This is a genomic window from Spirulina major PCC 6313 (genome assembly GCF_001890765.1).
GTDB lineage: Bacteria > Cyanobacteriota > Cyanobacteriia > Cyanobacteriales > Spirulinaceae > Spirulina > Spirulina major.
Window position 1 is genome coordinate 4,383,916 of the sequence record NZ_KV878783.1, and the last position, 14,024, is coordinate 4,397,939.

Here is a 14,024-nt window from a genome sequence, read left to right on the forward strand (position 1 = left end):
ATGAATACATTGTCTTTGAGTATTCCGATTTCAGCGTTTGAACTTAAAGTCTTACTCAAGGGAACAGCAATCACAGCCTTGCCTAAGATGTATGTGAAGGGTAAGAGCTTTTTACTATATCCTTTAGAAAATCACGATTCATCATCATTTTATCATTCAGTTTTCCACGGCGAAGCCCCGATCAATACCCAAACAAATACCAATACAGTCATCATTGAAAGTTGGGCAAAGTGTGAGATCTGTGAACGGGTTCAACGTGTAGATGAAATGAACCGCCTTGCCCAAAGTACAATTTGGACAGATCAGGGGTTAGCCAAGCATCGAGGGCAATTTCCCCATCTCTTTTTAGCCTATCTCAGGGTGTATCGCTTGCCGAAACCGATTGCAGTAGATCGAATTTCAACAGCTCAGGATAAGGTTGGAAAATTCATGGGATTGAATCAAGCTGTTGTCATTGATGATTCACAGCCTGTCTTAACAGAAGAACAGTTTGATAATGCTGCACAACGCCTGAAAGATCGCCAACCGATCATCATAATCAAAAGTCTAGAACTTTCTGAATCGAATAGTGTAGAATCGGCAGCGATCGCGCCCCCTCTTCCTCCCATTCCCCAACCCCCAAAACCCCAACCCATTCAGACACAAATTCCAGAGGAACCCCCACAACCTCCAGTACCGAAAAGCATCCTAGAACCCACTCCAAAACCTGCACCATCCTATGATTTAACCCAGATTGCCGATGTAGGAAATTCGAGTGAGGGTCATGCGTTTGAGCGTCTCGTGCGGCAAGGTTTATTATTTTTGGGATTTCAAAATTCCGAAACTAATCCTAAAGCTAGTCTTGATCCGGGTGCAACAGGGGGAGCAGGTGGGTTAGATTTTTATGCCGATTATCCCTATCCGATTGTGGGGGAATGTAAGGCAACAAAAACGGAAAAAGTCCCCGATGGCACACCCGCCCAACTCGTCAAATTAGGGCATAAAATCCTCAAAGATCATTACCACGATTGTATTAAACTTGTGATCGCAGCAGGTGAGCTAACCAGCGCAGCCAATGAAACCGCAAGCGGCAATCAAATCAATGTGCTTCGCCCGGAAACAATTCAGCGTTTAGTGAATTTGAAGCAGCATTACTCAGGGGCGATTAATTTATTTAAGCTGAAAGATATTTTGGAATCTGAGCCATTTAGTGAAGCGGTGAATGCTCGCATTAATACTTATGTTGATGGCATGATTGATGAAATTCAAACTCGAATTAATCTTATTGATTTAGTGCAGCAACATCATCCAGCGAGCGTTGAACTGTTAAAAGGAATTTATTTAGGGCGTTATGGTAAGACATTAGACCCGCTGGATCTTCATTATATTTTGGTTGAACTTGCTTCACCGTTTACGGGTTTTCTGGGTCGTAAGCGGGGCCAACGTTGGCAAGAGGATCAGTTTTATTTTGTGCGTGAATTTGACCACTTGCCCCCTACCTCATTCTGAGGATTGCACCGCCGATCGCAGGGTGGGCGCGATCGCACTGCCCAAGTCCACCCCCCGCCCCACGATAAACACCGTTAACCCCAGCCACAGCAATAGGAGATTCTTCGGTCGTGGTATTCCACGGCTCAGGACGAGCGATCTCCCCGAAAATTCCCCCCCCCATTCCTAGCTTCTATGCCGCTTCGGAGATTCAGAGAAGGTCACAGGCTTGGAGTTTTTGGGTTAACTGTTCGGCGTGCTTCCACCATTGCGTGCCGCCGACCCAGCGTCGGGAGGGGAGATGACCTTGGGGGGCGCGATGGGTGAATTGGAGATAGGTGTGACGTGTGACCCGATGCACGGGCCAGCCCACCTGTTGGCAAAAGGCGGGATAGTCTGCCTTGGCGGTGATAAACAGTTGACTTTGTATTTTGAACCCAAAGTGGCGATCGCTATACTTTGCCCACAGAAAATCAATCGCTTGGAGGTCGGCACAGGGCAGGGCTGCAATTTCCCGCACGAAGAGACAGGCGTTATCGCGTTTGCGGAGGAGACGGCAGAGAATCGCCCAGGTTTCAGCGTCGGCTTGTTCCCAGCGCCGTTTTTGCAGCATCGTTTTGAGGTGGGTATAGTCGATGCGGACGGGTTGGGGGTCGGCTGGGGGCGGGGTTTGGGTCGTGGGGGTGAGGTCTTCGGCGGCGCGGGTTCCAGTGAAGATGGTAGGGGTGTTGAGGTCGGGGCTTGGGGTGGCATCGGAGCGGATGGGGGGTACGGTGGGGCCGCCGATATCGCGGAGGAGAGCCGTGGCCGATTGGACTCGTTGCCGCAGAGAGGGGGCAATCAGTGAGTTGAGAATGCGGATCAGGGCGGGGCTGAGGGTTTGACCGGGAGGGAGGCGATCGCGCCACTGCCAGCGGTCATTGACCACATCAAAGAGTGTGTCAGGATGCAGCCCGGTGATTAAATTCAAACAAGTGACCCCTAAACTGTAGAGGTCACTAGCCGGGAGCACTTTCCCCCGCATCTGTTCAGGAGCCATAAAGCCCGGTGTGCCGATCACCGTTGCGCCGCCCATCATTGCGGTTTCGGTCAGGGTGCGGGCAATGCCAAAATCAATCAGGATAAATTTGCCATCGGAACGCCGTTGTAGGATGTTGTCGGGTTTGATGTCGCGGTGAATGACGTTGCGATCGTGGATGAATTGCAGCACGGGGAGCAAATCCCGCAGCAGTTGCCAAATCCGGGGTTCCAGGTTGGGATGTTGCGACCACACCGACGGGTTAAGGGGTTGGCCATTGACCCATTCTTGGACGAGATAGAGTTGATCGCGTTCTTTGAAGTAAGCAGCTAGGGTGGGGATTTGGGGATGGCTGCCCAGTTGACTGAGTTGCAGGGCTTCTTGTTCAAAGAGGGCGATCGCTTTCGCCTGGAGTGCCGCGCTCGTGGTTTGGAAAAAAAGTTGTTTAATCACACAGCGGGGGGATTTGGGTAAATCGAGATCCACCCCGATAAAGGTGCGCCCAAACCCACCCTGGCCGAGGGAACGGATCGGGCGGTAGCGTTGTTTGAGCAGGATCACCTGACCACAACTCCGGCAGACTTGGGCGCGAGAGTGGCTGACGCGATCGCTCCCCTCTCTATTTTGGGGGTGGCCACAGTCAGGATTTAAACAGTACGACATAATGGAAAGAATAGCCAACGGGCGAACTATCCCCATTGTCGATCGTTCTTTTCATGTCTAAACTGATTCATCCCTCCGACGTTTCCCCTCAACTCACCAAAACGCCTGTAGCCGTGCGGATGGCGGGCATTACGAAAGTTTACGGCAGCGGTAACGCTGAAGTTCGCGCCCTCGATGGGGTGGAATTTGTGGTGAATGTCCATGACTACTGCGCGATTATGGGGCCATCGGGGTCTGGTAAATCAACCCTGATGAACATGATCGGCTGTCTCGATCGCCCCACTGACGGGATTTATGAACTCGACGGGATTAACGTGGCAACCCTCGGTGATGCAGACTTGGCCGATGTGCGTAACCGGAAAATTGGCTTTGTCTTCCAACAGTTCCACCTCCTGCCCCACGCCAACGCCGTCGAAAACGTGATGCTACCGATGATCTATGCGGGTGTTCCCGTCACGGAGCGGCGCGATCGCGCCGTCGCCGCCCTCACCCGTGTCGGCCTCGCCAATCGCCTCACCAACAAACCCAACCAACTCTCCGGCGGTCAACAGCAGCGCGTCGCGATCGCCCGTGCGATCGTCAACGAACCCGTGATCCTCCTCGCCGACGAACCCACCGGAGCCCTCGACTCCCACACCACCCAAGAAGTCCTCGATCTTTTCGCCGAACTCAACGCCAGCGGCATCACGATCATCACCGTCACCCACGAAGCCGATGTCGCCCAACACGCCCACCGCACGATCTGGATGAAAGACGGGCGCGTGGTGCAGTCCCATTAAGACGCGGGGCGACTCGCCTGGTCGGCAGACGGTTGTGCCGCTGAATGCTGCTGGACTGGAATGGTGATGATAAACGTCGTGCCTTCACCGGGTTTGGATTGACAACGAATCGATCCGTGATGTTTTTCCGTGATGATTTGATAGCTAATCGACATCCCTAACCCCGTGCCTTGGCCGATCGCTTTGGTGGTAAAAAAGGGATCAAAGATTTTGGATTGAATCTCTTTAGGAATCCCTAAGGCATTATCTTGAAATGTGATTTCAACCTGTTGCTCATCTCCCTGTTGTACAAGTTTTGTGGCGATCGTGATCTGATTGGGATCTGCTTTGATGTCTTGATAGCTTCGAGCTTGATTGCGTTCTTCAAGCGCATCAAGGGCATTCACCAAAATATTCATAAACACCTGATTCAATTGCCCTGAATAACATTCGATCAAGGGTAGATCACCATAGTGTTTTTTGATGATAATTTCCGGATGCTTCGGTGTTGCCTTGAGACGATTTTGCAAAATCATCAAGGTGCTATCAATCCCCTCATGGAGATTCACATCTTTATAGTCGGCTTCATCCAAACGCGAGAAACTGCGCAAAGAATTGACGATTTCACGAATGCGCTGCGATCCCACCTTCATCGAATCGATCAGGCTCGGCAAGTCTTCGAGAAGAAAATTCACCTCTTTCTCTTCGATTAACTCCGCTAAATCAGGCGCAGGATTGGGGTAATGTTCCTGATAGGTGGTAACCACTGTGGTTAAGTCCTGGACGTATTCATCAATATGAATTAGGTTCCCGTAGATGAAGTTCACCGGATTGTTGATTTCATGGGCAACTCCAGCTACTAATTGACCCAAGCTGGACATTTTTTCCGTTTGTACGAGTTGGCTTTGGGTCTGTTTGAGGGTTTTGATCGTGTCGCGGAGGGTTTTTGTTTTTTGATGGAGTAAGGCTTCGTCTTTTTTGCGATCGCTAATATCCCGACAGACCACTAATCCCCCTTGGACGTTGCCGATTTCATCCAACAAGGGCCGCCCATTCACACTCGTCCACAGGCCCTCCGGAGCCGTAGCATGGCGGACAAAAATTTCAAATTCATCCACCGCTTCCCCTTGCAAGCTCCGAACGAGGGGAATTTCCTCTGGGGCTAAGGGCGTGACTTGATCTCCATGAAAGAGGCCATATTGTTCAGACCATGCCTCGTGATTCGTCTCCGTGGGGCCATTGCCAAACATGGCCGCTGCGGCAGGATTGAAGACCAAAAATTTGCCGTCGGCATCACTGACCACCACCCCTTCGCTCATGTTGTCGAGGATCGATTGCAAAATATTGGTTTGCTGTTGCAGTTGCTCCTCAGCGGCTTTGCGATCGCTAATATCCGTAATTGTGCCCACATAGCCATCCTGATTCGGGAGGGGAACCGCTTGGCTAATCACCCACGACACCGACCCATCCGGACGCTGAAACCGGCATTCGGTGCGGAATGCACTCTGGTTTTGGGCGGCTTCATGCCAAAGTTGAAAGGCGCGATCGCGATCCTCCGGATGGAGCGCCCCCGCCCAGCCCAACCCCAACGCTTCATCAGCACTGAGACCGGCGATCGCTTGCCAGCGATCGTTCGTATAGACACAATACCCCTGTACATCCGTCATAAACACACAGATCGGCGATGCCTCTAAAATCCCCACCAACCGCTGACGCGCCAAATCCCCCTGCTTTCGCTCCGTAATATCCAACGCATTCCCCACCAAGCGATAGATCTCCCCCTGGGGGTTGCGCAACGGAGTGAGCGTCGTCTGAGACCAAGTCTCTTCCTTCTGAAACGGCACAAATTCTTCGTAGGCGATCGCCGCTCCACAATCTAGGCATCGTTGATAATTGGCTCGAATCTCAGCCCCCATCTCCGGGCCAAACGCTGCCTCCGGTGTCTGCCCACAGATTTCCACTGCACTGCGTCCCGTCCAAGTTTCAATCACAGGATTCACCGCCGCCATCACAAAATCCTGTTCTGGTGTCACATCGACCGCAAACAACCCCAGCGGTGATGCATCAAACACACTCTGCCAAAACGAGGGCGTAATCCAGTGGGTGCTAATGTCTTCAATCGTTTGCTGCGATGTTAGAAGTTGTGCCTCGGCCTGTTGGCGACGTTGGATTTCAAAATGTAAACGGCGCTGGAGATGCTGAAGTTCATCAGCTTGACGCATATGCTCATCACGCGAGAAATAAGCAACCATGGCAACTTCCCAAAATTAAAGAAGGAACAGGATAATCCGAAAAATAGTATTGAGGCCCTGAGGTGTGATCTGCCTGAAATGTCACAGTGACAGGCCGTGAAGAAATTAACGCACTGCTGCAACACGTCTTAATTAGTGATCATCTTGTCATCCATGAAACCCCTATCCGGTGGGCAGTGCTCACCCTATACGAGATGTTTTTTTAATTCCCTTTTTTAGCCCTGTCGGTTTAGTAGAGTGTTGTCTATCTGAACAGTAATGTACAAATGTGAAAAAGTTGTGAAATGAGTCACGAATTATGCTACATCCCTGGGGTTCATTTGCTCAGGGAAAAACATCACCCGCCCTAGACAGGCTTCGCTCCTGTCCACTATGCTTAAATGCTTGACGGTTAAGGGATTGATGTTGTGGTAAAAATAACGGTTCCGGCAACAACGGCCAATCTTGGCCCAGGGTTTGACTGCATTGGTGCGGCTCTCACGCTTTACAATCGCTTTGAATTTACTCCGGCTGACGCGCTTCAGATTGATGTTCGGGGAGAGGGGCAAGAGTTGGTAAGCCAGGGAACTGATAATTTGGTGTATCAATCGTTTTGCTATCTTTATGCGGAGCTTGGCCAAATGCCGCCGCCGATTCATCTGGAGATCAAGATGGGGATTCCGTTGGCGCGGGGCTTGGGCAGTTCGGCGACCGCGATCGTCGGCGGGCTGATGGGTGCCAATGATTTGGCGGGACACCCCTTAGACACCACCGCGCTGATTAATTTAGCAACCCAAATTGAAGGCCATCCCGACAATGTTGTACCGGCTTTGTTAGGCGGGTGTCACCTGGCCGCGAAGGATGGCGAGGATTGGCACATTGGCAGTATTTCCTGGCATCCGTCGCTCATTCCCGTGGTGGCGATTCCGAATTTTACGCTCTCGACGGAAGTGGCGCGATCGGTGTTGCCGTCGGAGGTGAGCCGTCAGGATGCGATTTCAAATATTGCCCGGTTTGGCTTGCTGTTGCGGGGGTTGGAAACGGGCTGCGAAGACTGGCTGCGGGTGGGTTTGCAGGATTCAATTCACCAACCCTATCGCCAAACCTTAATTAAGGGCTACGAGGCGGTTCACGCGGCAGCGTTGGCGGCGGGAGCCTACGGCATGGTGATTAGTGGAGCAGGGCCGACGGTGTTGGCGATGACCCATGCAGACGAGGCCAATGCGGTGGCGACGAGTATGGAATCGACTTGGCGGGGGTTGGGGATTGAGCCGCAAATTCATATTTTGTCGATGGATACGGCGGGGGCGCGATCGCTGATCTAACTCCCATCACGCTGATCTAGCTCCCATCACACTGAATCTCAAATCCAAGCACGCCGTTAAATTTAGCCCGCCTGCTCCTTCCGTGCGGCAAGCTAGAAACTGTAGTTTCTCAGACCTGCCTAGCTTGTGAGCTTTACAATTGATCGCTATGCCTATTTAACGTCTCCCCTCCACCGCTGGGAGCCGCGAGCGAAGTTGGTGGGTCTGTTGGCATTGATTTTTGCCTTTGGGACGGTGCAGCAATTGACGGTGCTGCCGTGGATGGTGCTGGTGACGGTGGGTCTCTATGGCCTGTCGCGGTTGCCCTGGGCCTTTGGTCTGAACCAACTGCGCTATCCGGGGGCGTTTATGGTGATGGTGGTGATTTTGGTGCCCTTTGCGGGGGGGGAAACGGTGCTGTGGCAGTGGGGGGCGTTGCGGTTGACGGCGGAGGGCTGTTGGATGGTGGTGCGGGTGGGGGTGCGGTTTTTCTCGATTGTGACGTTGAGTGTGGTGCTGTTCGGAACGACACCGTTAACGAAAACGTTGCGGGCGATGCGATCGCTGGGCATTCCCTCTCTCTTAGTGGATATGGCGTTGCTCACCTATCGCTATCTCCAAGAGTTCAACAACACCCGCCGCACAATGCAGCAGGCGATGCGCTTACGGGGCTTTCAAGGCGATCGCCTTTCGATCCGCAGCCTGCGCCATTGGGCCCAATTGGCGGGCAGTTTGCTCGTCCGCAGTTATGACCGGGCGACGCGGGTTTACGTGGCGATGCTCCTCCGGGGGTACGGCCAACAGTGGCAGGGTAAATCGCTGGGCTGGCGGGGGATTGATCGGCGCAGTTGGCTGGCGATGGGAGGGATGGGCGCGATCGCGATCGCCTTTGTCTGGTTCGGTTGACCCCATGAGCCGGATTTCGCACCGCAGACAAAAAAAAAGAGAGTCACCTCGGTGACTCCCCCAATCATCAGGGTGCATCTACAGTTATTACTATAGATTGTTTAGTGAGGGGTGTCACCCCCCACCCTTAAGTTTTTGCAAAAAAAGGGTTAAAGCGATCGCAGTTCTGAGCGGGGATCAGGGCCTGAGTCCGCCTGGTCTGGGCTGACTGACCCCTACACTGGTTTTTGACTCAATAAATCCGTAAAAATCCGATCCAACTGACCCCGACAGGACTGGGGTGGATTGAGGCGATGTTGCAGGGCGATCCAGCGTTCATTGAGGGCAGCGAGGAGCGATCGCGACGCATCCGGCACCAGGGTCGGCACGGTCAGCACCTGCACCCAGCGGGATAATTCTGGCGGTAATTCTGTTGCGAGTCGCATCGTCAGTTGGGGCGTGGATTGGGACTGGACATAGTAAGGAGTCAGAAACGGACGGTAGATCATCGCGTTCTCCGTGCGTTGTTCCACAAACGCTAAAATCACGCCGCGCATCAAATTCCGCACCGGTTCCGCCTCCGCCCCCATCACCTCCTGCACCAGCGTACTTTGGGCCATCGTACTGCCGCTGTTGCTCTCGTCGGTGATGCTCATGTGGGTTGCCCCCAAGATCGTCACGAAATATTTGGACACCTTTAATTGTTCAAAGGCTTGGAGTTGATGATCCAGCGGCGGGGCGACGGCATCGCGGCTATTACTCAGAATCAGCGTCGGCACATCCACCCGACTTAAGCCGTCCTCCCCAAAAAGATGACCCGTCACCGGATTGAGGGCCACCACCTGCACCACGCGGCGATCGCGGAAATTCAAGGTGCGATCGGGCAGGGGTGCAGCCGAACATTGCAGCCAATCCGCCGGAGCACGACCAATGGGGCTGCTCTCTTGGCAAAACTTCCGTAAGGCGAGGAGATCAAGCTCACCCCCGGCAAGGGCGATCGCAGTATATCCCCCCGACGAATGACCCACCACCACCACCTCAGTTGTGTTGAACTTATCCTTTATATAAGGCCAGTTTTCATTGAGGGTTTCTAACTCATCCAACAGGAACTGCACATCCAAGGGCCGATTCACCAATTCCTGAGCCGAGAGCACCTCGGCCGGTTTACGATTGAGCGAAATTTCCGCGAGCAGATCAATATTGCTCCCCGGATGCTCCAAGGATGCAACGCTAAACCCATAGGACGCGAGATGATTCGCTAAATAGGCCATAAAGCGCCGATCCGCTGCGAAACCGTGGGATAGGACAATCAACGGGCCACGCGGCTGGGCGCTGTAGTACAGATCGACTTTAATTTGTCGCTGGCGGGTGTCATCGTTTAAGACGAGCGATCGCTGTCGCACGGCATGGGGGCCCGGTTGAGTCGGGTCAAAACTAGGATGGGGGCTTTGGCCGCGTAGGGGTGGGGCAGCCAATTTTCGCGCCATGATCGGGGTGAGAAATTGGCTTTGGATTGCGGCGCGTTTGAGTTGGAGGGCGAGGCGGGCAGTGGTGGGGAGGTCAATCACGAGTTCCGCCTGGGGGTAGTGGGAAAGGAGGGTGAGGGGGGTAATCCGTTCAGCGTTGTCGAGGGTGAGGTAGAGGGCGGTTTGGAGATCGGCGGTGGTGCTGTGGGGGATGGCTGCTTGCAACTGTTCGAGCAGGATTTGCCCATCGCGGGTGTTGAGGAGGTCAGCGAGGAAGCGATCGGCGATGTTGCGATCGATGGCGAAGGTTTGGTTGAGGAGCGATCGCAGTTCCGGTGTCAGCAAGGGCGCAAACCGTTGCAGTGTGGGGGACAGTTCCCCGGTGTCGGTAAAGTGCTTCAGTTCATCGAGGGCAATGGTTTGGTCAAACGGGCCCACTTTTAAGGTGAGGCGTTCGGTGGCTTTCGCGCTGAGGGGAGCCAAACTGCTCCAGAGCGTGAGCCCGAAAGCGGCGAGAGTGAGGCGGAAATCAAGAGAAAACACACGCACAACGTCTGATGGAATAAACAAACAAGGCAAGGTGGACTGAGATTAAGGCTGTTGAGCCCCGTTATACCGAATAAGTTCCAATTACCCTCTCCCGTCATACGGGGGATTCGTGAGCAAAGCCACTTCATTTTAGACGGTGATCCTGATGAAAAGCATCCGGGCCGGGGGAGTGCGATCGCCCCTCATCTCCATCCACCGGAAACCCAAGAGGGGGGATCTGACCCCCTACAATTGAGAATGAACTCAATTGCCATTATTCACCCAAGGACGGATCAACTGTGCTGCTTTCCAAAGGCTGTGAAATCGAACTCTACACCGGACATCCCGACGGCACCATCGTCGGCCTGTCCGATCATATTGTCCATGACCTATCCGGATTTGTGCGCGAACCCGATAGCCGCAACGTGGAATACACCACAGCCCCGTTTAGTGGTTATGATCGCCTTCTCTGCGCCCTCGTCCGTCCCCGCCAACAACTGCGCCACTACCTCCCCCAGCACGGCGACTATACCCTCCACCCCGGTAGCACCCTCTCCCTCGGTGACACCCGCCAATTCTTTCGCTCCGACCCTAACAACCCCTACCACGCCTACATCGAGCAGACCTATCACACCACCGTCGTCACCGCCAGCGTCCATATCAATATCGGCATTGATGACCCTGACCTCCTGATGCGTGCCTATCGCCTCATTCGCCTTGAAGCGCCGCTGTATCTGGCCCTGAGTGCCTCATCGCCTTTCCTCGACGGCCAACCGACGGGCTTCCATTCCACCCGCTGGGCCGTTTTTCCCCAAACCCCCGACCATGTGCCCCTGTTTACGAGCCATGCCGACTTCGTCCACTGGACAGAGGAGCAATTGCGCCTCGGCACCATGCAGAATGTCCGCCACCTCTGGGTTTCCGTGCGTCCCAATGGCGATCACCGCCCCTACAATCTCAATCGTCTTGAATTGCGCATCTGTGATCTCGTCAGCAACCCGATTGCCTTGCTCGCGATCGTCGCCTTCCTTGAAGCCCGCCTGACCCAACTCCTCACCGATGAGCGTCTCGATCCCCTCACCCAAAGCCAGTTCACCCCCGATGAACTCCTCGCCCTCACCGTCGCCAATGAACAGGCCGCTGCGAAACATAGCCTCGCCGCCACCCTCTGCCATTGGCAAGATGGGCGATCGCTCACCGCTGCTGACTGGATCGACCAAATTTATGAGACCCTGTGGCCCACCGCCAAGCAGCGGAGTTTTAGCTGCTTCCTCTCCCCCTTGCGGAAGATTCTCAGCCAGGGAAACGAGGCCCAGCGCTGGTTAGCCCAGTATGAGCAGGGACAGTCTCCCCAACAGATTATGCAAGGCGCGATCGCCGCCATGGCCCAAGCTGAACTGGAATTACAGGAAAAACTCTGCGTCGAAATGGCTGTGTAATCCCGATGCGATCAGGCATTGAGCCGGATTAATCATTAATGCAACAATACTTCACAAAAACTAATCAATCCCCTGTACACGGGTGCTATCAGGAAAACGAATCGATTGCCCCGGAGCCGATTCTTTCATCCATTCACAGCGATACAGTATCCTAGCCATGCCTCATGTTGTTTTAGTCCATCCCGAAATCCCCCCCAACACCGGCAATATTGCCCGCACCTGTGCCGCCACAAAAACAGAGCTACACTTGATTGAACCCTTGGGGTTTGAGTTAAGCGATCGCTACCTAAAGCGAGCCGGATTAGACTATTGGCCCTACGTTAAACTGCATTGCCATCCAGATATTGAATCGTTTTATCATGTACAAGCCCAGCGCGGCGGCCGCTGTATCGGCTTTAGTGTCTCCGGAACCTGTAGCCATACTGACTTCCAATTCCAAGCCGATGACTGGCTCCTCTTTGGCTGTGAAACCCAAGGATTGCCCAAGGCCGTCCTTGCCGCCTGTCCCGCCACTGTCTACATTCCTATGGCAGAACCAGGGGTGCGCAGCTTGAATCTGTCGGTGAGCGTGGCGATCGGACTCTTTGAAGCCCGTCGTCAGGTGGGACTCCTGCCATAGCCCTCTTTTATCACTGCATCGCGATAAAGTGCTGTTTCCCCTTACACCAGACCCCATCATTTTCAGTGGTTCCGCATTGCAGATTTCAGAGCCAGGTGAGGACGATTGGCCGCCAACCTCAACCCCGAAGAGTCCTGATGCTGAATGGTTTTCTTCGGATTAATCTCGCTGTCCTCGATAGATGGCCGGCAATTGAGTGCATCCTCACCCTTTCCAGTCATTGGGGAACGATAGACCCCTTCTTAGTGTTCGCAAGTCTCCGTATAATTACGATAAGAAATCTAGACTCATAGCTGACTTTAGTGCTGTAAGCTACCAAGTTTTAACAATTTGATAAGAAATTTCTATCACCTCTTGAGCTAAGGGGTTTGATCCGTCAGCAGCCTAAAATCCTGATGCCAGTCCGAAAAAATAGGACCGAAAAGCTATGAGGGGAAAGGATTCCAGTCTTTCGTCAGGGGATTCGTTCACCGCAATAGTTGTGTGCTAACCCCGCCGCGCCCCAGAGAGGATGGCCTTGTCGTAGTCGCAAAGTTCGCTTAGATTACACTTCAACTGGTTTGAATGACTGTCCGGGTCAATGCTCTCAACTCAAGAACGTATCTACAGTTAGCGCATTTTCAAATCAATATTTTCAAGGTTTGACTTGTCTAATTTGGAAAAGCAGAGTAACCTTACCTACGTCAACACATCACACACATCACACAACGTTTGTGATTGTTGTCACGCTCACACTCAGTGAGGTTTCTCTCTAAAGCAGTGCATCGCTTACTGTTTCACCAAGAGTCATTCTTTACTGTCCAGGAGGTCGTTTTTGAAACGCTCACTCACACAAAACGTCCAATCTGTTCCTCCCAGTTCCATTCGCTCACCAGAAATGTTGGAAAAGAAAGTACAAACCCCCAAGAAAGTGAATTCTAGTGATACGGCTCGCCGTGCTAGTGCCATGCTAGGACTTGCTGCAATCTCCATGGGTGCAACAGCTGGTGTGCTGATTGCCAGCCAAGGGGATGAGGCTATTGCGGCTGAACCTGCATTTAATCGCTCTGATGCGGGTCAAGTTGATATGTCTCCATTGGAGCAATCAACGTCACTCATTCAACACCGTATTCAGGACGGCGATACCCTCTGGGATCTCTCTCTGTCCTACAACGTTCCCGCTGATGCGATCGCAGCATCCAACAATCTCCCCGAAGATACCGTGTTATCCATCGGCCAGACGTTGGTGATTCCCGCTGCTAATACCGCTGCGAACCCCGTTGTTGCCGCTGTAGCTGAACCGATGGAAGTGGCCGTCGCTGACATCGCCGAAGATGACTACGAGCTGACTGCGATCGAAGCCGTCGAAAAAGACTCCAACCCGAAAACTCCCGCTGTCATTGCTGAGACAGAACCCCAAATCATTGCCAGCGCAGACCCTGGCCAAACCATTCACGCAGTTCGGTCTGGTGAAACCGTTGCGGAAATTGCGGCTCAGTACAATGTCACCCCGAATGATATTCTCGCGAGTAACAACATTGCTGATCCTCGCACCCTCCAAGTCGCCCAAAAATTGATTATTCCGGGCGCAGCATCTCCCACCGATACAGCAGATGCGATCGCTTCAACCCCCATTGCTTCAGCCCCTATCGCCCCGGCTGCGGCTC

The 14,024-nt window shown here is 53.3% G+C and carries 9 protein-coding genes; 6 read left to right on the plus strand and 3 right to left on the minus strand.

The annotated features are described in order from the left end of the window. Positions 1 to 1,488, plus strand: coding sequence for a DUF1802 family protein (locus SPI6313_RS24850; RefSeq protein ID WP_072622490.1), 1,488 nt, complete (start codon positions 1 to 3; stop codon positions 1,486 to 1,488). A gap of 190 nt (positions 1,489 to 1,678) precedes the next feature. Here the strand turns inward: SPI6313_RS24850 and SPI6313_RS24855 are convergent, their stop codons facing one another. Further along, positions 1,679 to 3,148, minus strand: a complete 1,470-nt coding sequence (locus SPI6313_RS24855) for a protein kinase domain-containing protein (protein WP_072622491.1) — start codon at positions 3,146 to 3,148, stop codon at positions 1,679 to 1,681. Positions 3,149 to 3,201: 53 nt separating this feature from the next. Between SPI6313_RS24855 and SPI6313_RS19485 the strand changes: the two genes are divergently transcribed. Beyond that, complete coding sequence (locus SPI6313_RS19485; protein WP_072622492.1) at positions 3,202 to 3,927, plus strand: ABC transporter ATP-binding protein; 726 nt, start codon at positions 3,202 to 3,204, stop codon at positions 3,925 to 3,927. Here the strand turns inward: SPI6313_RS19485 and SPI6313_RS19490 are convergent. Further along, positions 3,924 to 6,158: a PAS domain-containing protein gene (locus SPI6313_RS19490; protein WP_084669118.1), complete on the minus strand. Its 2,235-nt coding sequence runs from the start codon at positions 6,156 to 6,158 to the stop codon at positions 3,924 to 3,926. The two genes, SPI6313_RS19485 and SPI6313_RS19490, sit on opposite strands and share 4 nt — an antisense overlap. A 398-nt stretch (positions 6,159 to 6,556) precedes the next feature. Between SPI6313_RS19490 and thrB the strand changes: the two genes are divergently transcribed. Together thrB and cbiQ are read left to right on the plus strand one after the other, a co-directional pair. Next, the gene (gene thrB, locus SPI6313_RS19495; RefSeq protein WP_072622494.1) at positions 6,557 to 7,462 is read left to right on the plus strand and encodes a homoserine kinase; all 906 of its coding nucleotides are present in this window, start codon (positions 6,557 to 6,559) and stop codon (positions 7,460 to 7,462) included. Positions 7,463 to 7,588: 126 nt separating this feature from the next. After that, positions 7,589 to 8,347 carry a cobalt ECF transporter T component CbiQ gene (gene cbiQ / locus SPI6313_RS19500; protein WP_072622495.1) on the plus strand — a complete coding sequence of 253 codons (759 nt, stop codon included), beginning with the start codon at positions 7,589 to 7,591 and terminating at the stop codon, positions 8,345 to 8,347. Between the two features lie 215 nt (positions 8,348 to 8,562). Here cbiQ and SPI6313_RS19505 read toward each other — a convergent pair whose 3' ends face one another. Then, entirely contained in the window at positions 8,563 to 10,341 is a 1,779-nt protein-coding gene (locus SPI6313_RS19505) for an alpha/beta hydrolase (RefSeq protein WP_072623242.1), read from the minus strand. Between the two features lie 278 nt (positions 10,342 to 10,619). Between SPI6313_RS19505 and gshA the strand changes: the two genes are divergently transcribed. Together gshA and SPI6313_RS19515 are read left to right on the plus strand one after the other, a co-directional pair. Continuing rightward, the gene (gshA, locus tag SPI6313_RS19510; RefSeq protein ID WP_072622496.1) at positions 10,620 to 11,759 is read left to right on the plus strand and encodes a glutamate--cysteine ligase; all 1,140 of its coding nucleotides are present in this window, start codon (positions 10,620 to 10,622) and stop codon (positions 11,757 to 11,759) included. A 157-nt stretch (positions 11,760 to 11,916) separates the two neighbouring features. Beyond that, positions 11,917 to 12,378 (plus strand): tRNA (cytidine(34)-2'-O)-methyltransferase, encoded by a 462-nt coding sequence (locus tag SPI6313_RS19515; RefSeq protein WP_072622497.1) that lies wholly within the window; start codon positions 11,917 to 11,919, stop codon positions 12,376 to 12,378. Positions 12,379 to 14,024 lie beyond the last annotated feature (1,646 nt).